We start from the raw sequence: 19,996 nt of genomic DNA, 5'->3' as shown, positions 1-19,996 counted from the left end.
GTGTGGCGCTCCCGGTCCGGGCCCGTCGCGGTGCGGCGCACGGGCCTGTTGTGCGCGACACGGTACCCCCAACCAGCGGCTATCGGCCGAGCAGGACCACCTCGACCTCGGTGCCGGGTTCGACGGAGACGGTGTCCTCGGGGACGGTGATCAGGGCGTCCGCGTGAGCGAGGGCCGCGACCAGGTGGGAGCCGGCGCCACCGACCGGCGTGACCTTGCCGTCGGTGTACGTGCCGCGCAGGAACTGGCGGCGGCCCTTCGGGGAGGTCAGCGCCTTGCCGGCGGCCAGGGTCGCCCGGGTCGTCGGGCGGTGGACGTCCTTCAGCCCCATGAGGGTGCGGATCGCGGGGCGGACGAACAGTTCGAAGGAGACGTACGACGACACCGGGTTGCCGGGCAGGGCCAGCAGCGGGGTGTGGTCGGGGCCGATGGAGCCGAAGCCCTGGGGCTTGCCGGGCTGCATGGCGAGCTTGCGGAACTCGATGCCGCTGCCGGCCTCGTCCTCGTCGCCGACGTGGGACAGGGCCTCCTTGACCACGTCGTACGCGCCGACGCTCACGCCTCCGGTGGTCACCACCAGGTCGGCGCGGACGAGCTGGTCCTCGATGGTGGAGCGCAGGGTCTCGGCGTCGTCGGCGACGGCTCCCACGCGGTAGGCGATGGCGCCGGCGTCGCGGGCGGCGGCGGTGAGGGCGAAGCTGTTGGAGTCGTAGATCTGACCAGTGCCCAGTTCCGTGTCCGGCGGGACGAGTTCGCTGCCGGTGGAGAGCACCACCACGCGCGGGCGCGGGCGTACCCGGACGGTGCCGCGGCCGATCGCGGCGAGCAGGGAGATCTGGGGCGGGCCGAGGACGGTGCCGGCTTCCAGGGCGCGGTCGCCGGCCTTCACGTCGCTGCCCTTCGCGCGCACGTGCGCGCGGGCCTCGGCCGGGCGGTACACGTGCACGTGCCCGGTGGCGCCCTCGGGGCCGAGGCTGCGGGCGCGCATGCCGTGCACCGGGCCCTCGCCGAGTCCGCCGTCGGTCCACTCGACGGGCACGACCGTCTCGGCGCCGGGCGGCAGCGGCGCGCCGGTCATGATGCGGGCGGCCTGACCGGGGCCCACGTGGAGCAGTTCGGCCTGGCCCGCGGCGACGTCCCCGACGACCTCCAGGGCCGCCGGGAACTCCTCGCTCGCGCCCGCCACGTCCGCGACCCGTACCGCGTAGCCGTCCATCGAGCTGTTGTCGAAGGGAGGCAGGGACACCGGCACCGTGATGTCCTCGACGAGGACGCAGCCCTGGGCGTCGAGCAGGTGCAGCTCGATGGGTTCCAGGGGCCGGACGGTGGCGAGGATGTCCTCCAGGTGCTCGTCCACCGACCAGAGGTGGTCGGGGCCGAAGTCGTCCTGGCCGGTGACGCGGGGCGCGACGCTGCTCAACGTGCTACATCTCCTCGGCTACGTAACTGCGAAGCCAGGCCCGGAAGTCCGGGCCCAGGTCTTCACGTTCGCATGCGAGTCGGACAATGGCACGCAGGTAGTCGCCGCGGTCGCCGGTGTCATAGCGGCGGCCCTTGAAGACGACGCCGTGCACCGGGCCGCCGATCTTCTCGTCCTGGGCGAGCTGCTGGAGGGCGTCGGTGAGCTGGATCTCGCCGCCGCGGCCGGGCTCGGTCCGGCGCAGTATGTCGAAGATGTGCGGGTCGAGGACGTAGCGGCCGATGACGGCGTAGTTGGAGGGCGCGTCGGCCGGGTCGGGCTTCTCGATGAGGCCGCTGACCTGGACGACGTCACTGTCCTCGGTGGTCTCCACGGCCGCACAGCCGTAGAGGTGGATCTGCTCGGGGGCGACCTCCATGAGCGCGATGACGCTGCCGCCGCGCTGCTCCTGGACCTCGACCATGCGCTGCAGCAGCGGGTCGCGGGGGTCGATGAGGTCGTCGCCGAGGAGGACCGCGAAGGGCTCGTCGCCCACGTGCGGGGCGGCGCACAGGACGGCGTGGCCGAGGCCCTTGGGGTCGCCCTGGCGGACGTAGTGCATGGTCGCGAGGTCGCTGGACTCCTGCACCTTGGCGAGGCGGCCGGCGTCGCCCTTCTTCTGGAGCGCCGACTCCAGTTCGTAGTTGCGGTCGAAGTGGTCCTCGAGGGGGCGCTTGTTGCGGCCCGTCACCATGAGGACGTCGTCGAGACCCGCGGCGACCGCCTCCTCGACCACGTACTGGATCGCGGGCTTGTCCACGACCGGCAGCATCTCCTTGGGAGTGGCTTTGGTGGCCGGCAGGAACCGGGTGCCGAGGCCTGCTGCGGGAATGACAGCCTTGCTGATCCGAGGGTGCTGAGTCATGTCGGCCACCCTATCCGGTGCCTTTGCATGGAATCTGCGGCTCCGGTTCATAGAAGCTCATATGAGCGTATTGCGACGGTACGGGAGCAACCTTTGAGGCCCATGGCACGTCCGGGCGAGCCTGACAAGCGGAGTTTGCGGCACGGGTTCCTCGAGGTGAGGAGCAGGTTGACGGCGGATGACCTGCGGGAAACGTCGGCCGCGTTGGCCGGGCGGGCGCTGGAGCTGCCCGAGTTGGCGGAGGCCGGCACGGTCGCGGCGTACGTCTCCGTGGGGAGTGAACCCGGCACTCTCGCGCTACTGGACGCCCTGCGTGCCCGGGGCATGCGCGTGCTGCTTCCGGTCCTGCTGCCCGACAACGACCTCGACTGGGGCGCGTACGACGGTGAGGGTTCGCTCGCGCCCGTCCGGCACGGCTCCAGGATGGCCCTCCTGGAGCCGGCGGGCGAGCGCCTGGGGCCGGACGCCGTGACCGCCGCCGACGCCGTCCTGCTGCCGGGCCTCGCGGTGGACGCGCGCGGGATGCGGCTCGGGCGGGGCGGCGGCTCCTACGACCGGGTCCTCGCACGGCTGGAGCGGGCGGGCGCCCATCCCGCCCTGGTGGTGCTGCTGTACGACTCCGAGGTCGTCGGACACGTCCCGGAGGAAGCGCACGACCGTCCGGTGCACGCGGTGGTGACACCGTCGGGAGTGCGGCGGTTCGCCCGGGAGCCGTGACGCGAAACGGCCCTCCACGCGCGCGTGGAGGGCCGTTCGTCCTGCGGTGTCAGTGGCTCAGGGCTTGAGCACCAGCTTGTCGGCCGTGCTCTTCTCGACCGCCTGGTCCGAGAAGGCCCATGGCAGCAGCTCGCCGTCGGCCCACTTGTCGGTCTGGTCGACGTAGTGGGCGCTGTAGGCGTGCCCGGACGCGCCGGTGAGGTTGATCCACTTCGACTTGTCGAGGTCGCCGAGGTTCACCACCATCCGCATGGACGGCACCCACACCACCTCGTAGCCGCCGGCCGCGTTCCAGCCGGTCGCGTTGACGGTGGCCTCGCCGCCGCCCAGTTCCCAGGGGCCGCGGTTGAGGGCGTACTGGATGAAACCGGGGCCCGCGGTGCCGAGGGTCTGGTTCTTCAGGAACAGGCGGTGCAGCCGGCCCCAGCTCCAGGTGTCGATGTCCTTGCCGAGCTTGGCGGTCAGCTCCCAGCGGGCGTCGATCATGGCCCGCTTGAGCAGCTCGTCGCGGTTGTGGGCGGCCGGACGGGTGCCCACCTCGGGGGTGGTCCACCAGTCGCTGTCGGGCTGGTTCATGAGCTGCCGGACCACCTCGAACCACCGGTCGCCGCCGTCCGGCTGCGCCTGGTCGGGGTCGCGCTGGCCGCACTCGCGGACCTTCTCGACCTGGTCCGCCGGGCCGGTGTTGTTGACCGGATCGACCCACAGGCACTGGCCCTTGGGCCGCAGCTCCTTGGGCAGCTTGTTGCCGAAGGCGAGCTTGAGGACGTTGCGCCAGACGGCGTTGAAGTAGGCGGCCGCCGCGGAGTCGGCGTCCTGGGTGTAGTCCCAGCCCTCCAGGAGCTTCTGCGCCTCACGGACGTCCTTGTTCTCCGGGTCGATCTTCAGCAGCGTGGGCACCAGCAGCCGGGCGATCTCGCTGCTGTTGTCCAGCTGCATCTGGCGCATGTCGTCCGTGGAGATCTTGCCGCCGTCCTTGATCTTCGACTGGATCAGGTCGGTGATCCGCTGGCTGCGCGCGCCGTAGCCCCAGTCCGCGGTGAGCGTGTAGGGGTACTTGTCCGGGTCGATCACGGCCTGGTTGGCGGTGACGATGTAGCCGCGCTTCGGGTCGTACTCGTAGGGCAGCGCACCTTGTGGGATGTAGCCGGTCCAGCGGTACTCGGGGTCCCAGCCGGGCGCCGGGATGGAGCCGTTGTCCTTCTTCGCGCGGATCGGGATCTTCCCGGGCAGCGTGTAGCCGATGTGGTTCTCGTTGTCGGCGTAGATCAGGTTCTGCGAGGGCACCTCGAACTGCGACGCGGCCTTGCGGAAGTCGCCCCAGTTCTTCGCCTTGTCCATGGCGAAGACGGCGTCCATGGTGGTGCCGGGCTGCAGGGCGGTCCAGCGCAGCGCGACGCCGTAGCCGTCACCTCTGTCGGGCGCGGCGGTGTCGACGGCGGCCTTCTTGCCGACCTTCACGAGTTCCTCGTCGCGGTCGGACAGCAGGGGTCCGTTGTTGGTCTCCCGGACGACGATCTTCTTGGGCGAGCCGCCGGCGACCTTGATGGTCTCCTCGCGGGTCTCGAATGGCTTGATCTTGCCGTCGTACAGGTAGCCGTTGCCGGTGATCTTCTCCAGGTAGAGGTCCGTGACGTCCACGCCGGAGTTGGTCATGCCCCAGGCGATGTCCTGGTTGTGACCGATTATCACGCCGGGCATTCCGGCGAAGGTGTAGCCGCTGACGTCGTACTGGCAGCTGCTGGAGACGCTGCGGCAGTGCAGGCCCATCTGGTACCAGACGGACGGCAGCGAGGGCGACAGGTGCGGGTCGTTGGCCAGCAGCGGCTTGCCGGTGATGGTGTACCGCCCGCCGACGACCCAGGAGTTGGAGCCGATGCCGTCGCCGTTCACGCCGACGGCCGGCGGGAGGTCGTCCAGGACCTGGGTCAGACCGCCGAGCTGGCTGTCCAGGCCGGCGGTGCCCGAGGCGCCGGAGCCGGAGCCCGCCGTACCGGAGCCGGTGCCGGTGCCGCCCGTGCCGGAGCCGCTCGACGCGGTGCCGGTGGAGGTGCCGCCGGTCCCGTTCGCGCCGGAGGTACCGGACGTGCCCGACGTGCCGCTCGTGCCGCCCTGCTCGAACGCCCCCGCCAGCTCGTCGTACTGGCCCTCCTGGACGATCGCCTTGTTGCGGCTGTACGGGTACTGCGGGTACAGGTCGGCGATCTGCTTCGGGCCGAGGCGGCTGGTCAGCAGGGCGCGGTCGATCTCGTCCTGCATGTTGCCGCGCAGGTCCCAGGCCATCGCCTTGAGCCAGGAGATCGAGTCGACCGGGGTCCACGCCTGCGGCTTGTAGTCGTTGGTGAAGCCCAGCGCCGCGTACTCCAGGGAGATGTCCTCGCCGTCCTTGCCCTGGAGGTAGGAGTTGACGCCCTTGGCGTACGCCTGGAGGTACTTCTTCGTGGAGGCCGACAGCTTGGTGTCGTACTCCTGCTTGGCGACCCGGTCCCAGCCGAGGGTGCGCAGGAACTCGTCGTTGTCGACCTGGCTCTTGCCGAACATCTCCGACAGCCGGCCGGAGGCCATGTGGCGGCGGACGTCCATCTCGTAGAACCGGTCCTGCGCCTGGACATAGCCCTGCGCCATGAACAGGTCCGCGTCGGAGGACGCGTAGATCTGCGGGATGCCGTAGTTGTCGCGCTTGACCTCGACGGGGCCCGAGAGGCCCTTCAGCGTCAGGGTGCCCTTGGTCTGCGGGAAGGAGGCCCGGACGGTACTGATGGACCAGTACGACCCGTACGCCACGCCCCCGATGAGGGCCAGCACCAGGACGAGCACGATAAGACGGGCTTTGCGCCCCTTTCTCCTGCCGGACTTGCCGGGCTGCTGGCCCGTGGAGGCGGTGGTGTCGGTGGGCATCGCTGTCCTTGCTGTCCTAACGCGAGCGGCAGGTTCGGCTGTGCTTTTAACTGAGCGCTGGAGCAACGATAGGCGCAGGGCCTTCCGCCCCTTGACGCGGAGTCGGGAACCGGCGCGGACTGACGTTCGATCTTGCCCCCGTAAGCGTCAAGAAATCGTCAAGAGTTAGGTAAGGTAACGAAGTAGTTGGCGCGCTGCGCCACAGCTTCATGTGCGATGTACGTGAGCCCACGCGCGCGTGCGTGCGGGCCAGGGAAGGATTCGGCCGCTGACTGTTCACCACCTCAACCAGCTCCTGCTCGTCTGCTCGCTCGTCCTGCTCGTCGCCGTCGCAGCGGTACGGATCTCCTCGCGCAGCGGGCTCCCCAGCCTGCTCGTGTACCTGGGGATAGGCGTCGCCATGGGCCAGGACGGCGTCGGCGACATCCATTTCGACAACGCCGAACTGACCCAGGTCATCGGCTACGCGGCCCTGGTCGTGATCCTGGCCGAGGGCGGTCTGGGGACGAAGTGGAAGGAGATCAAGCCGGCCCTGCCGGCCGCCACGGCACTGGCGCTGGCCGGTGTCGCGGTGAGCGTCGGGGTCACGGCGTCGGCCGCGCACTACCTGATCGGGCTGGAGTGGCGGCAGGCACTCATCATCGGGGCGGTCGTCTCCTCGACGGACGCGGCGGCCGTCTTCTCCGTGCTGCGCAAGATCCCGCTGCCCGCGCGCGTGACGGGCACGCTGGAGGCGGAGTCCGGCTTCAACGACGCCCCGGTGGTCATCCTGGTGGTGTCCCTTTCCACGGCCGGTCCGGTCGACCACTGGTACACGCTGCTGGGCGTGATCGTGGGGGAACTGGCCATCGGCGCGGCCATCGGGCTCGCGGTGGGCTGGCTGGGCTCCTGGGGCCTCAGGCACGTGGCACTTCCCGCGTCCGGCCTCTACCCGATCGCCGTCATGGCGATCGCCGTGGTGGCGTACGCGGCCGGCGCGCTGGCCCACGGCAGCGGCTTCCTCGCGGTGTACCTCGCCGCGATGGTGATGGGCAACGCGCGCCTGCCGCACTGGCCCGCCACGCGCGGGTTCGCCGACGGGCTCGGCTGGATGGCCCAGATCGGCATGTTCGTCCTGCTCGGCCTGCTGGTCACCCCGCACGAGCTGGGCGACGACATCGTGCCCGCGCTGGTCATCGGGCTGGTCCTGACCATGGTGGCCCGGCCGCTGAGCGTGGTGCTCTGCCTGTCGCCGTTCCGGGTGCCCTGGCAGGAGCAGGCCCTGATGTCCTGGGCGGGACTGCGCGGCGCCGTGCCCGTCATCCTGGCGACCATCCCCATGGTGCAGGGCGTCGACGCCAGCCGCCGGATCTTCAACATCGTCTTCGTGCTGGTGGTCGTCTACACCCTGGTCCAGGGCCCGACGCTGCCCTGGCTCGGCCGCAAGCTGCGGCTCGGTGACGGCTCGGAGGCCGCCGACCTCGGCATCGAGTCGGCGCCGCTGGAGCGGCTGCGCGGGCATCTGCTGTCCGTGGCGATCCCCGGCGAATCGAAGATGCACGGTGTGGAGGTGGCCGAGCTGCGGCTGCCGCACGGCGCCGCCGTGACGCTCATCGTGCGCGGGGGCGAGTCCTTCGTGCCGCTGCCGACGACGATTCTGCAACGCGGGGACGAGCTCCTCGTGGTCGCCACGGACCCCGTCCGGGACGCGACCGAGAGCCGGCTGCGGGCCGTGGGGCACGGCGGCAAGCTGGCCGGCTGGCTGGGGACGGGCCGGAACAGCGCTTGAGAGGGCACTTCGCACCCTTTGTGATTCACAGGGCAGCAGTCCCATGGTGCTCACTTTCACAGGCACACCCCACCTTGATCCCTGTACGATGAAGGCGTACCCAGATCGAACCAACTCTGCCTGACGCAGAGCTGGCGCGACCGTATGGCGGTCGGGACACCCCTCCTCACCGGGCCCCGGCATCTACCGCAGTTCCGCGCAAGAGGACAGCTCTCGGCGCCGCCCGCTACGGGGCCGCGCTACCAGGCGGCAGAAAGGCACGGGCCGTGGCGTCCACGGTCACCTCGAAGGCGTCGGAGAACCCGACGGCTTCCGCCCGCCCGGGATACGGCCGGCTGCTGCGCACCCGCGGCGCCTGGACGTTCCTGATCCCCGGCTTCGCGGCACGCCAGCCGTTCGCGATGCTGACCATCTCCATCGTGCTGCTGGTGCAGCACACCACCGGCTCCTACGGAGCGGCGGGCGCCGCCGCGGCCGTCACCGGTGTCTCCATGGCGCTGTTCGCGCCCTACAGCGGCCGCCTCGCCGACCGCTACGGGCAGCGCGCCGTCCTGGTCCCCGGGGTGCTGCTGCACGCGGTGTCCGGGCTGACGCTGACGGCGCTCGCGCTGCTCGACGCGCCCCTTTGGGCGGTGTTCGCGGCGGCCGTCCCGACCGGCGCCTCGGTGCCGCAGGTCGGCCCGATGGTGCGGGCCCGCTGGGGCGTCAAGCTCAAGGACTCGCCGCTGATGACCACCGCGGCCGCCTTCGAGTCCGTCACGGACGAACTGACCTTCGTGGTCGGACCGCTGCTGGCCACCGCCCTGTGCACGGCCGTCGCCCCGGCCGCCGGACTCGTCACCGAGGCCTCGCTGACCCTGATCGGCGGCCTGCTCTTCGCCGCGCAGAAGAGCACGCAGCCCTCGGTCGCCGGCGACGGGCACGCGCGCGTGGAGCACGTTTCGGCCCTGCGCGTCCCCGGGGTGCGCGTGCTGATCGTGACCTTCCTGGGCATCGGCACCGTCTTCGGCGGCATGCAGGTCTCGCTGGCCGCGTTCACCGAGTCGATCGGCGAACCGGGCCTGAACGGCGTCCTCTACGGCGTCTTCGCCGCGGGCAACATGCTCTCCGGTGTGGTCTGCGGCGCGATCGCCTGGAAGGCGGCCCCGCAGCGGCGCCTCGTCGTCGGCTACACGGCGCTCGCCCTGACCGCGTCGGGCCTGTGGGCAGCCCACTCCGTGCTCGTCCTCGCGGGCCTCGGCCTGCTGGTCGGCATGTGCATCGCACCCTCCCTGATCACCGGCTACACCCTGGTCGACAGCCTGGTCCCGGCCGGTGCCCGCACCGAGGCCTTCACCTGGCTGACCGGAGCGGTGGCGCTCGGCCAGGCCGCCGCCGTCACGGTCGCCGGGCAGCTGGAGGACCGCTTCTGGGGAGGCGCCGGGTTCCTGGTGCCGATGGGCGGCACGCTGCTGGCCCTCGTGACCCTCCTGGCCCTGCGTTCCCGGCTCGTGGCGCGGGGCAACGGCCGGACGGTCGCACGTGGCGTGGGTCACCGCGTGCCGGTGGCAGTGGACTGAGCGGCCGGAATACGTCACTATGGATCGTCGTTAGCACTCATCGAGTGAGAGTGCCAGGAGGAAGACAGTGCCGACCTACCAGTACCAGTGCACCGAGTGCGGCGAGGGCCTCGAGGCGGTGCAGAAGTTCACCGACGACGCCCTCACCGAGTGCCCCAACTGCAAGGGCCGCCTGAAGAAGGTGTTCTCGGCGGTCGGCATCGTCTTCAAGGGCTCCGGCTTCTACCGGAACGACAGCCGCGGCTCCTCGTCGAGCAGCTCCCCGGCGAAGTCGTCGAGCACCTCGTCCTCCGGGTCGTCGTCCTCCGACTCCGGCTCGTCGAGCTCCGGGTCGTCGGGCTCCGGCTCCAGCTCGTCGTCGAGCACCAGCAGCTCCTCCAGCAGCACCACCGCCGCGTAAGGCCTGATTCTTACGGGACCCTGTCACCTTCGGGCGACGGGGTCCTCGGCGTTTCCGCCTGCGGTTAGGGTGCGGGCATGGCGAACAAGGCGAACGTGACGGACCAGGCAGGCGCCGGGATCGGCGTCATCGGCGGCTCGGGGTTCTACTCCTTCCTCGACGACGTGACCGAGATCCAGGTCGACACCCCGTACGGGCCGCCCAGCGACTCCCTCTTCCTGGGTGACGTCGCCGGCCGGCGGGTCGCCTTCCTGCCACGGCACGGCCGGGGCCACCACCTGCCGCCGCACCGGATCAACTACCGCGCCAACCTGTGGGCGCTGCGCTCGGTCGGGGTGCGCCAGGTCCTCGCCCCGTGCGCCGTGGGCGGCCTGCGTCCCGAGTACGGGCCGGGCACGCTGCTGGTCCCGGACCAGCTGGTCGACCGCACGAAGTCCCGCGCGGGCACCTTCTTCGACGGGCTGCCGCTGCCCGACGGCTCGGTGCCGAACGTGGTGCACGTGTCGCTGGCCGACCCCTACTGCCCCGCCGGGCGGGCCGTCGCGCTGAAGGCGGCGCGCGGCCGGGACTGGGAGCCGGTGGACGGCGGCACGCTGGTCGTCGTCGAGGGGCCGCGCTTCTCGACCCGTGCGGAATCGTTGTGGCACCAGGCGCAGGGCTGGTCGGTGGTGGGCATGACCGGCCATCCCGAGGCGGCACTCGCCCGTGAGCTGGAGCTCTGCTACACGTCCCTGACCCTGGTGACCGACCTGGACGCGGGGGCCGAGACGGGCGAGGGGGTCTCCCACGACGAGGTGCTCCGGGTGTTCGCGGCGAACGTGGACCGGCTGCGGGGGGTGCTGTTCGACGCGGTGGCCGGCTTGCCCGGGGAGGGCGAGCGGGACTGTCTGTGTGTGAGTGCGCTGGGCGGGATGGATCCGGGGTTCGTGCTGCCGTAGGCGGCGGGCTCCGGTTTCCGGGGTGGAGTTGCCGTAGCCGGCGGGCCCCGGTCTCCGGGGTCGAGTCGCCGTAGCCGGCAGGTCCCGGTCTCCGGGGTCGAGTCGCCGTAGCCGGCAGGTCCCGGTCTCCGGGGTCGAGTCGCCGTAGCCGGCAGGTCCCGGTTTCCGGGGTCGAGTCGCCGTAGCCGCAGGTCCCGGTCTCCGGGGTTCGTGCTGCCGTAGGCGGCGGGCCGCTCCCGGTCTGCGGGGGAGGGTGGAACGTGCCGTTCGGGTGAGGGAGTTGTCCACAGCCCGGTGGTGGGTCCACAGGCCTGAGCGGGCGGCGTCGGGACGCCTCATCGTGGGGAGCGCAAGCCGGTCCCTCGTCGCAGGTGGTGGTCTCCGTGCCCTTCGCTCGTTCCTCGGTCGTGTCCTCTCCTCCCTCCTGGGCGCTCGCCTCGAGCCCGCCCGGGGCGGAGGTGCCCGCGACCCGTGAGGTGCCGCGGTTCGCCCCGGTACGGGTGCGCGGCGGTCACCGCTCCGGCCGGCTCGTCCGGCACCGGCGACGCGCCCTGGCCGTCGGACTCGCCATCACGGCGACGGCGCTCGTGGCGGCGGGTCCGCGCGATACCGACGGGGCCCGTGGTCACCCCCGGGCCCGGCCTCCCGCGGACACGGCGACGTTGTCCGGGCAGCAGTCCGCGCACCCGCGCCGTGCCGCGGGGTCGGTGGCTGCCCCGGTCCGGATCTCCGACGCGGCCACCGTGCGGCTGCTGCGGCCCGGTGACCGGGTCGACGTCATCGCCGCGCAGGGGGCGGTGCCGGGTGGCGACGCCCGGGTGGTCGCGCGCGGGGCCAGGGTGACGAAGGTGCCGGAGCCGGTGGAGGGTGCGGGCGACAGCGGAGCGCTGGTCGTGCTCTCGGTGCCCCGGGCCGTCGCGGCGCGGCTGGCCGGTGCCGGTGCCACAGGACGGTTGGCGGTGACGTTGTGGTGACTCGGGAGGGACCCAGGTGCTCGGTGCGGGCCGGCGTTGACGTAGGTTGCGGAGCGTTTTGTTCCACAAGCTGCTCGTGTGAGGAGACGCCCCGAGGTGAGCGAGAAGAAGGAGACGAGCATCCTGCAGGGCTTCAAGGCCTTCCTGATGCGCGGGAACGTCGTCGATCTGGCGGTGGCGGTGGTGATCGGTGCCGCCTTCACCAACATCGTGAACGCCGTGGTGAAGGGGATCATCAACCCGGTCGTCGGTGCCATCGGGACCAAGAACCTCGACCACTACAGCTCGTGCCTGAGCACGACCTGCGAGGGCGAGAAGGGCATCCAGATCCTGTGGGGCTCCGTGCTGGGCGCCGCCCTGAGCTTCGTGATCACCGCGGCGGTCGTCTACTTCCTGATGGTCCTGCCCATGGCGAAGTACCTGGCCCGGCAGGAGGCCCGCCGGAAAGCCAAGGAGGGCACGCAGGAGATCATCGAGGTGACCGAGCTGGAGGTCCTGAAGGAGATCCGGGACGCCCTGGTCGCCCAGCGCGGCTCGGGACACGACCGGCAGTAACGGCGCTGCGGGCGGCGGTCCGGACGGCCCGGAAGCGGGTGGGTGCGGCCCGGAAGCGGGCTCGGGCGGCCCGGAAGCGGCCGGGGTCAGCTGCCCGGGCGGTTCAGATGTGGTGGGGCGGCTTCTCGTCCAGGAAGCGCTTTAGGTCCGCCGCACTGCCGCCGGAGTCGGTGCGCTCGCCCCATCCGCGGTCGGTGTCGTCGGAGGACTGCTGGTCGAGCGGGTCGTCGAAGACCAGCGCGGGCTTCGGCTCGCGCGGCTCGGGGCCGGGGGCGCTACTCATGCAACCAGGGTACGGTCGCGGAGACATTCCCCGTGCCTTCTGCTGTGCTGGGACGCATGACGTCCAGCCCCGCTCCCCCGCCCGTCCCCTCCGGCGCGCCCGGCGGCCAGGGACCGCTGCGCAGCCTCAGGGCCCGCGGCCGCGACGAGGCGCACCGCACGGCCTCGCCCCTGGAACTCTTCTTCGACCTGTGCTTCGTCGTGGCCGTCGCCCAGGCCGGCATCGAGCTGGTGCACTCCGTCGCCGAGGGGCACGCGGGCCAGGGGATCCTCGACTACGCGATGGTCTTCTTCGCCCTGTGGTGGGCCTGGATGAACTTCACCTGGTTCGCCTCGGCGTACGACAACGACGACGTGCTCTACCGGGTCGTCACGCTGGTGCAGATCGCGGGTGTGCTGGTCCTCGCGGCGGGGGTCTCGCGGGCGTTCGAGGAACACGACTACCTCGTGGTCTGGCTGGGCTACGCGATCATGCGGGTGGCCATGGCGACGCAGTGGCTGCGGGCGGCCCGGGCCGGGGAGGGCCCGGAGCGCACGACGGCCCTGCGCTACGCCGGCGGCGTGCTGGCGTGCCAGGTCGGCTGGCTGGGGCTGCTGTTCCTGCCCGAGGGGGCCCGGCCCTGGTGGTTCCTGGTGATGGCGCTTCTGGAGATGTGCGTGCCGCCCCTGGCGGAGAGGGGCCACACCACGTCCTGGCATCCCCGTCACATCGCGGAGCGGTACGGGCTGTTCACCATCATCGTCCTCGGCGAGACCGTCGCGGCGGCCACGGTCGCGGTGAAGTCCGGCATCGACGAGAACGACGCGCTGGGCGAGCTCCTCCCCATCGCGGCAGGTGGGCTGCTGGTCGTCTTCGCGGCCTGGTGGATCTACTTCGTGGTGCCGATCCACGGCCATCTGCGGTCCAACCGGCAGGCGTTCCTGTGGGGGTACGGCCACTACCTGGTGTTCGCCTCCGCGGCGGCGATCGGGGCCGGGCTGGAGGTCGCGGTGGAGGAGACGGTCGGCAAGGCGCACCTCTCCACCCTGGCGGCGTCGGCTGCCGTGACCCTGCCGACGGCCCTCTACCTGCTCACGGTGTGGGCCCTGCACTCGCGCCACTTCAAGCGGGGCATCACCCAGCAGCTGGTGCTGCCGACGACGGCCCTGCTGGTGATCTGCTGCACGTTCCTGGGGCACTGGGCGGTGTTCGCGGCGGGCGTGGTCTGCGCGCTGTCGGTGGTGGCCGGAGAGACCGTGGCCGCGCGCCGGGCGGCCGGGGAGAGCGGGCCGGCGACGCGCATCGGGTGAGCGCCTCCACTTTTCCCTCCAGGCGCGCTCTTCTCTCCACCCCCACTCTCCTCGCCACGCCCGCTGCCCCCCTGCCCGCCTGCTGTCCCCTTGCATGCCCACTGTCCCCCCTGCATGCCCACTGCCTCCTGCACGCCCGCGTCAACCGCCTCGAGGCGGCGTCCACCGGCTCGGTGCGTCCACGGAGGCCGAGGGCTGGACGAGACTGTGCCTCATGACAGTTGACGCACTGACGGATGTCTCCGGCCTGCGGGTGGGGCACGCGACACGCGCCGGCGACGGTTGGCTCACCGGCACCACGGTCGTACTCGCCCCGGAGGGCGGGGCCGTGGCCGCCGTGGACGTGCGGGGCGGCGGGCCCGGCACCAAGGAGACGGACGCGCTCGACCCGCGCAATGTGGTGCGCAAGGTCGAGGCGGTCGTGCTGACCGGCGGGAGCGCCTACGGGCTCGACGCCGCTGCGGGGGTGATGGCCTGGCTGGAGGAGCGGGGGCGCGGGATCCGGGTCGGGGCGGCTCCGGCGCATGTGGTGCCGGTGGTGCCCGCCGCGTGCGTGTTCGACCTGGGGCGGGGCGGTGACTTCCGGGCCCGGCCGGACGCGGCGACCGGCCGGGCGGCGGTCGAGGCGGCCGCGGCGAGCGAGCCGGGCGCCCCGGTGCCCCAGGGGTGCGTGGGCGCTGGCACGGGAGCCGTGGTCGGGGTGGTGAAGGGTGGTGTCGGCAGCGCGAGCACGGTGCTCGGCTCGGGGATCACCGTGGCCGCGCTGGTGGTGGCCAACGCGGCGGGGTCGACGGTGGATCCGGAAACGGGGGTGCTGTACGGGGAGTTGTTCCAGGGCCGGGTGGAGTACCCGGGGGCGGAGGTCCACGCGGCCGCGCAGCGGCGTCTCGCCGAGACGGCCGCGAGGAGCACGCCACCGCCGCTCAACACCACGCTCGCCGTGGTCGCCACGGACGCGGATCTGTCCAAGGCGCAGGCGCAGAAGCTGGCTGGCACGGCGCACGACGGCATCGCCCGCGCGGTGCGTCCGGTGCATCTCCTCAACGACGGGGACACGGTGTTCACGCTGGCGACCGGCGACCGCACCCTGGACGCCGCGGACCCGCTCGCCCTGAACGAGGTCCTCGCGGCGGGTGCCGACATGGTGACGCGCGCGATCGTCCGGGCCGTGCGCGCCGCGGAGCCGGTGGACGGTCCGGGCGGGGCGTGGCCGTCGTACGGGGAGTTGTACGGGGGCCGTTGAACGGGCGTGCCGCGCACAGGGGAGGCACAGCGGACCCGGAAAATGTCGCGGTTCTGTCACGTGACGGCCTTCATGGGGAACGGACGGAACCCGACTGGCCCCCGGGCCCCTCTACTCCCACGTACTGGAGCGGATCACGCAACATCACACGAACTGGGAGCAGCCCGTGACAACGCCGAACATTTCAGCGCGGCGCACTCTGGGGGCCTGTGCCGCCCTGGTGGTCGGCGCCCTGACCCTCACCGCCTGCGGTGGCAGCGCCAACGCCAAGGACGACGACAAGGGCGGCAACGGCGGCACCAAGACGTCCGTCGCGAAGATCGCCATCTCGGCGAAGGACGGTTCGACGGGCGCGTCCATCAACGCGACCGGCGTGAAGGTCAGCGACGGCAAGCTGACGGACGTGAAGATGACGGTGGCGGGCAGCGGCCAGGCGGTCGAGGGGTCGCTCTCCGGCGACGGCAAGGTCTGGAAGCCGAAGGAGCAGCTGGAGCGCGGGACCAAGTACCAGATATCCGCGACCGCCAAGGACGCGGACGGCCGGACGGCGGCGGCCAACTCCATCTTCACGACGGTGACCTCGTCGAACAGTTTCATCGGCACGTACACGCCGGACAACGGCACGACGGTCGGCGTGGGGATGCCGGTGTCGTTCACCTTCGACAAGGCCATCACCGACCGCAAGGCCGTGCAGTCGCACATCACGGTGACGTCCAGCAGCGGGCAGCAGGTCGTCGGGCACTGGTTCAACGGGCAGCGGCTCGACTTCCGGCCGGAGGAGTACTGGAAGGCCGGCTCCAAGGTCACGATGAAGATCGACCTGGACGGGGTCGAGGGTGCGAACGGCGTCTACGGCGTGCAGAAGAAGACGGTCACCTTCACGGTGGGCCGTTCGCAGGTCTCCACGGTGGACGTCAACACACAGACCATGACGGTGGTCCGGGACGGCAAGACCATCAAGACGGTCCCGATCTCGGCGGGCAGCCCGGAGCACACCACCTACAACGGGCAGATGGTGATCTCCGAGAAGTTCGTCCAGACCCGGATGAACAGCCGGACGGTCGGACTGGGTGGCGAGTACGACATCCCGGACGTGCCGCACGCGATGCGTCTGACGACCTCGGGCACGTTCATCCACGGCAACTACTGGTACAACAAGGGCAACCCGCCCTTCGGCCGTCAGGGCACCAGCCACGGCTGCGTGGGCCTCGCCGACGTCCAGGGCGCGGGCGGCAACACGCCCGCCAAGTGGTTCTACGACAACTCCCTCATCGGGGACGTGGTGATCGTGAAGAACTCCCCCGACAAGACGGTGGCGCCGGACAACGGGCTGAACGGCTGGAACATGGCGTGGAGCCAGTGGACCGCGGACAGCGCTTCCTGACCGGCGGTAAGCACACCTGAACAACCCTCCCAACAGGGGTTTTTGACGGACCGATCGGGCCGCGCGGGAACTGTTCGCGCGGCCCGCGCGTTTTACCGGACGTACGTTTTCTCGGTTCCCGGACATGATGTCCGACCGAGGGGCTACGGTATGCACCCACAAGGTGACATGCAGCAACGCCGGGAGAAACCTTGAGCGTTCCGTACGAGACGGCAGCGTACGAACCCCACGACTCGCCCGAGACGCCGGAGGAGCACCTCGCGCGACTCCTCGGCCGTGCCCTGAACTCCTTCGAGCTACCGGACGAGGCGATAAGGCGGCTGGACTGCGCGCTGGCGCACGACAGCTCGCTGCATTCCGCGCACCACAGCGCGGGCCTGCACCGGGAGACGTACCGGCACACGTGGCTGCTCGCCGACGGTTCGGCGCTCACCCTGTGGGAGCTCGTCCACAACACCGCGCCGGGCAGCGAACCGCAGCACGAGGTGTACGTCGACGAGGAGGAGCTGCGCGCCGCCACCGCCCGGCTGGCACTGCCGCAGGACACCCCGGACTTCGAACTGCCGGTGACGGTGCAGCTGTCACCGGTCCCCGCCCCGCGGCACGCGTACGCCGCCGAGAACTCGGCGGACCACGCGCGCAGGTTACTGCGCCGGGCGGAGAACGTGGACCGGCCGGGCGTGGACACGGCGGCCCTGCTGGCCACGGCGTCCGGGCACCAGATCACCCAGGCCTTCGGCCGGCCGTGCCGCGCGGGCCGGGCAGGGCTGGGTTTCTCGCTCTACGAGCACGCGTTCCTGCTGCGCGACGGCGACGAGGTCTCCCTCTGGGAGGTCGAGCACACGGCGACGCCGGACGGACGGCACATGTGCGAGGTGTACGCCAGCGAGGACGCGGCACGCGAGGCGATGGAGCGGCGGGCGGCACAGCTGTCCTAGTTGTACTGCCCAGGCAGGTTGGTCGAGTTTGTGCTCTGACACTGTCTGAATCGGGTGACGAGTGAAGGCCTCCGGTTGTGGAGTGGAGCTGTCGAGGAACCGCTCCGGAACCGACCACCCGCAGCACGACTACCGGGCGGCGTCACCGACGTCGTGGCCTCCTGCAGCTAGAGCGCCCCGTCACCCAGTCGACGCACCAGTTCCTCGAAGGCGCGTCTCTCCTCGGTGGTCAGCTCCGCGGATTCCGACCGGGGGCCCGTCTGCCGCTGCTGCGGGAGGGCGGGGAGCGGGTGGCCTTCGGGCCGGCGGGAGGCGTGCTCGGGCATGTGCCCAGTAGACACCACGGCCCGGGACTTCGGTCCCGGGCCGTGATTTTCGTGATCTATCTCGCAGGTGGCATGAACGGTTCACACACCCCGAAAGGGGCGAACCTCCAGCCGCTTCACGCCGCGACGGGCTGCTTCGTCTCCGCCGCCTGGACCGCGCCGCTCTCACCGGAGGCCGCTGCGGTGCCCGGGGCCGGCTTGCGCATGCCCTTCAGGACGACGACCAGGGCCGTCGTGACACAGACGCCCGCGGCGATGGCGATCAGGTAGAGGAACGGGTTGCCGATCAGCGGGACCACGAAGATGCCGCCGTGCGGGGCGCGCAGGGTCGCGCCGAAGGCCATCGACAGGGCGCCGGTGACCGCGCCGCCCGCCATGGAGGCCGGAATGACGCGCAGCGGGTCGGCCGCCGCGAAGGGGATCGCGCCCTCGGAGATGAAGGAGGCGCCGAGCACCCAGGCGGCCTTGCCGTTCTCGCGCTCGGTCTGGGTGAAGAGCTTGCCCCGCACGGTCGTCGCCAGGGCCATGGCCAGCGGCGGGACCATACCGGCCGCCATCACCGCGGCCATGATCTTCATCGCCGAGTCGCTGGGGCTGGCCACCGCGATACCGGCCGTGGCGAAGGTGTAGGCGACCTTGTTGACGGGGCCGCCGAGGTCGAAGCACATCATCAGGCCGAGGAGGGTGCCGAGCAGGATGGCGTTGCTGCCGGACAGCCCGTTCAGCCAGTCGGTCATGCCCTTCTGGGCCTCGGCGATGGGCTTGCCGATGACGACGAACATCAGGAACCCGACGATGGCCGAGGAGATGAGCGGGATCACCACCACGGGCATGATGCCGCGCAGCGCCGCCGGGACGTTCACCTTCTGGATGGCCATCACGACGCCACCGGCGATCAGACCGGCCGCCAGGCCGCCGAGGAAACCGGCGTTGATGTTGAACGCGATCATGCCGCCGACGAAGCCGGGGACGATGCCGGGCCGGTCGGCCATGCCGTAGGCGATGTAGCCGGCCAGGACCGGGACGAGGAAGCCGAAGGCGACGCCGCCGATCTGGAAGAGCAGGGCGGCCCAGCTGTCGGCCTGGGTCCACAGGAAGTGGTCCATCACCGACGGGGCCTTGTTGATCTTGTAGCCGCCGATCGCGAACCCGAGGGCGATGAGCAGACCGCCCGCGGCGACGAACGGCACCATGTAACTGACGCCGGACATCAGCCACTTGCGCAGCTTGGTGCCGTAGCCCTCGTTGGACTCGCCCGCGCGCTCCACGGGAGTGGCCGGGGCGGATCCGGAGGTGACCTCGCCGCGCGCGGCCTTCTCGCGGACCTCGGTGATGAGTTCGGCGGCGCGGTTGATGCCCGCCTTCACCCCGACGTCGACGGTGGGCTTGCCGGCGAACCGCTCCTTCTCCCGTACGGGCACGTCGTGGGCGAAGATCACGGCGTCCGCCGCTGCGATGACCTGCGGGTCGAGCCGCGTGAAACCGGCCGATCCCTGGGGTTCCACGGTGAGTTCGACGCCCGCCTCGCGACCGGCGTTCTCCAGCGACTCGGCCGCCATGTAGGTGTGGGCGATGCCGGTGGGGCAGGAGGTGACGGCGACGATACGGAACGGCCGCTCCTCGCCCCCGGCCGTGCCACCGGCTTCCGCGGTGTTGCCGCGGGCTTCAGCGGTGCCGCGGGCTTCCGCGGTGTTGCCGCGGGCTTCCGCGGTGCCGCCGGCTTCCGCTGCGTTTTCGGCTTCAGCTGTGACCGTGGCGGCGGCGGGAGAGGCCGCTCCCGCCGACGCCACGGTGTCTTCGCGACCCGCGGGTGCGGGTGCTTGCGGCTCGTCGCCGCGGATCAGCGCCGCCGCGGCCTGCGCGTCGCCCACCGCGCGCAGGGCGTCGGTGAACTCGCTGTTCATCAGCTGCCGGGCCAGCGAGGACAGGATCGTCAGATGGGCGTCGTCCGCACCGGCGGGCGCGGCGATCAGGAAGATCAGGTCGGCGGGGCCGTCCGGGGCGCCGAAGTCGATGCCCTGGGCGCTGCGGCCGAAGGCGAGCGTCGGCTCGGTGACGTGCTCGCTGCGGCAGTGCGGGATGCCGATGCCGCCGTCGAGGCCGGTCGGCATCTGGGCCTCGCGGGCGGCCACGTCGGCGAGGAAGCCGTCCAGGTCGGTCACCCGGCCCAGGGCCACCATGCGCTCCGCGAGGGCACGCGCCGCCGCTTCCTTGGTGTCGGCGGACAGGCCGAGGTCGACCAGGTCCGCCGTGATCATGTCGCTCATCGCGGGCTCCTTAGCACGCGTATCGCCCGGTGGGAGGGGTGGGCGGGGAGGGGGACGGGGGTGCGGTGGGGGGTGACGGGGGTGGACGCGCGGCCCGCGAGTAACGGGGAGGGGGCCCGCCGCTCGGGCGCAG

Annotated in this window: 17 protein-coding genes; 11 read left to right on the top strand and 6 right to left on the bottom strand. The window is 71.3% G+C overall.

Annotation, left to right across the window (positions count from 1 at the left end; genetic code table 11):
* Positions 1-79 precede the first annotated feature (79 nt).
* The gene (gene glp, locus ACFCXS_RS14675; RefSeq protein ID WP_376643604.1) at positions 80-1,420 is read right to left on the bottom strand and encodes a gephyrin-like molybdotransferase Glp; all 1,341 of its coding nucleotides are present in this window, start codon (positions 1,418-1,420) and stop codon (positions 80-82) included.
* 4 nt (positions 1,421-1,424) lie between these two features.
* Positions 1,425-2,324 (bottom strand): UTP--glucose-1-phosphate uridylyltransferase GalU, encoded by a 900-nt coding sequence (gene galU / locus ACFCXS_RS14670; protein ID WP_376643603.1) that lies wholly within the window; start codon positions 2,322-2,324, stop codon positions 1,425-1,427.
* Between the two features lie 102 nt (positions 2,325-2,426).
* Between galU and ACFCXS_RS14665 the strand changes: the two genes are divergently transcribed.
* Positions 2,427-3,041, top strand: coding sequence for a 5-formyltetrahydrofolate cyclo-ligase (locus ACFCXS_RS14665; protein ID WP_376643602.1), 615 nt, complete (start codon positions 2,427-2,429; stop codon positions 3,039-3,041).
* 57 nt (positions 3,042-3,098) lie between these two features.
* Here the strand turns inward: ACFCXS_RS14665 and ACFCXS_RS14660 are convergent, their stop codons facing one another.
* The gene (locus ACFCXS_RS14660; protein WP_376643601.1) at positions 3,099-5,939 is read right to left on the bottom strand and encodes a penicillin acylase family protein; all 2,841 of its coding nucleotides are present in this window, start codon (positions 5,937-5,939) and stop codon (positions 3,099-3,101) included.
* A gap of 238 nt (positions 5,940-6,177) precedes the next feature.
* On the opposite strand from ACFCXS_RS14660, the gene ACFCXS_RS14655 reads away from it, so the two are divergent.
* The 6 genes from ACFCXS_RS14655 (at position 6,178) to mscL (ending at position 12,133) form a co-directional block, all read left to right on the top strand.
* Positions 6,178-7,707, top strand: coding sequence for a potassium/proton antiporter (locus ACFCXS_RS14655; RefSeq protein WP_376643600.1), 1,530 nt, complete (start codon positions 6,178-6,180; stop codon positions 7,705-7,707).
* A 266-nt stretch (positions 7,708-7,973) separates the two neighbouring features.
* Positions 7,974-9,266 carry an MFS transporter gene (locus tag ACFCXS_RS14650; RefSeq protein ID WP_376643599.1) on the top strand — a complete coding sequence of 431 codons (1,293 nt, stop codon included), beginning with the start codon at positions 7,974-7,976 and terminating at the stop codon, positions 9,264-9,266.
* Positions 9,267-9,333: 67 nt separating this feature from the next.
* The gene (locus tag ACFCXS_RS14645; protein WP_376643598.1) at positions 9,334-9,666 is read left to right on the top strand and encodes an FmdB family zinc ribbon protein; all 333 of its coding nucleotides are present in this window, start codon (positions 9,334-9,336) and stop codon (positions 9,664-9,666) included.
* A 77-nt stretch (positions 9,667-9,743) separates the two neighbouring features.
* Positions 9,744-10,604: an S-methyl-5'-thioadenosine phosphorylase gene (locus tag ACFCXS_RS14640; protein WP_376643597.1), complete on the top strand. Its 861-nt coding sequence runs from the start codon at positions 9,744-9,746 to the stop codon at positions 10,602-10,604.
* Between the two features lie 383 nt (positions 10,605-10,987).
* Complete coding sequence (locus tag ACFCXS_RS14635; RefSeq protein ID WP_376643596.1) at positions 10,988-11,578, top strand: hypothetical protein; 591 nt, start codon at positions 10,988-10,990, stop codon at positions 11,576-11,578.
* Positions 11,579-11,674: 96 nt separating this feature from the next.
* Positions 11,675-12,133 carry a large conductance mechanosensitive channel protein MscL gene (gene mscL / locus ACFCXS_RS14630; protein ID WP_376643595.1) on the top strand — a complete coding sequence of 153 codons (459 nt, stop codon included), beginning with the start codon at positions 11,675-11,677 and terminating at the stop codon, positions 12,131-12,133.
* Between the two features lie 103 nt (positions 12,134-12,236).
* Here the strand turns inward: mscL and ACFCXS_RS14625 are convergent, their stop codons facing one another.
* On the bottom strand, positions 12,237-12,416 hold the full coding sequence (locus ACFCXS_RS14625; protein ID WP_376643594.1) for a hypothetical protein: 180 nt from the start codon (positions 12,414-12,416) through the stop codon (positions 12,237-12,239).
* 56 nt (positions 12,417-12,472) lie between these two features.
* Between ACFCXS_RS14625 and ACFCXS_RS14620 the strand changes: the two genes are divergently transcribed.
* The 4 genes from ACFCXS_RS14620 (at position 12,473) to ACFCXS_RS14605 (ending at position 17,270) form a co-directional block, all read left to right on the top strand.
* Complete coding sequence (locus tag ACFCXS_RS14620; protein ID WP_376643593.1) at positions 12,473-13,705, top strand: low temperature requirement protein A; 1,233 nt, start codon at positions 12,473-12,475, stop codon at positions 13,703-13,705.
* A gap of 214 nt (positions 13,706-13,919) precedes the next feature.
* Positions 13,920-14,948 (top strand): P1 family peptidase, encoded by a 1,029-nt coding sequence (locus ACFCXS_RS14615; RefSeq protein ID WP_376643592.1) that lies wholly within the window; start codon positions 13,920-13,922, stop codon positions 14,946-14,948.
* A gap of 166 nt (positions 14,949-15,114) precedes the next feature.
* Positions 15,115-16,332: an Ig-like domain-containing protein gene (locus ACFCXS_RS14610; protein WP_376643591.1), complete on the top strand. Its 1,218-nt coding sequence runs from the start codon at positions 15,115-15,117 to the stop codon at positions 16,330-16,332.
* A gap of 191 nt (positions 16,333-16,523) precedes the next feature.
* Positions 16,524-17,270, top strand: a complete 747-nt coding sequence (locus ACFCXS_RS14605; protein ID WP_376643590.1) for a DUF6227 family protein — start codon at positions 16,524-16,526, stop codon at positions 17,268-17,270.
* Between the two features lie 167 nt (positions 17,271-17,437).
* Here the strand turns inward: ACFCXS_RS14605 and ACFCXS_RS14600 are convergent, their stop codons facing one another.
* Both ACFCXS_RS14600 and ACFCXS_RS14595 read right to left on the bottom strand, forming a co-directional pair.
* Positions 17,438-17,596, bottom strand: a complete 159-nt coding sequence (locus ACFCXS_RS14600; RefSeq protein WP_376643589.1) for a hypothetical protein — start codon at positions 17,594-17,596, stop codon at positions 17,438-17,440.
* A gap of 116 nt (positions 17,597-17,712) precedes the next feature.
* Positions 17,713-19,863 (bottom strand): fructose-specific PTS transporter subunit EIIC, encoded by a 2,151-nt coding sequence (locus ACFCXS_RS14595; RefSeq protein ID WP_376643588.1) that lies wholly within the window; start codon positions 19,861-19,863, stop codon positions 17,713-17,715.
* Positions 19,864-19,996 lie beyond the last annotated feature (133 nt).

It is taken from the genome of Streptomyces sp. NPDC056373 (genome assembly GCF_042262425.1).
Lineage (GTDB): Bacteria > Actinomycetota > Actinomycetes > Streptomycetales > Streptomycetaceae > Streptomyces.
The sequence above is the reverse complement of the archived record's forward strand: the minus strand, read 5'-3'. Positions and strand labels throughout refer to the sequence as shown.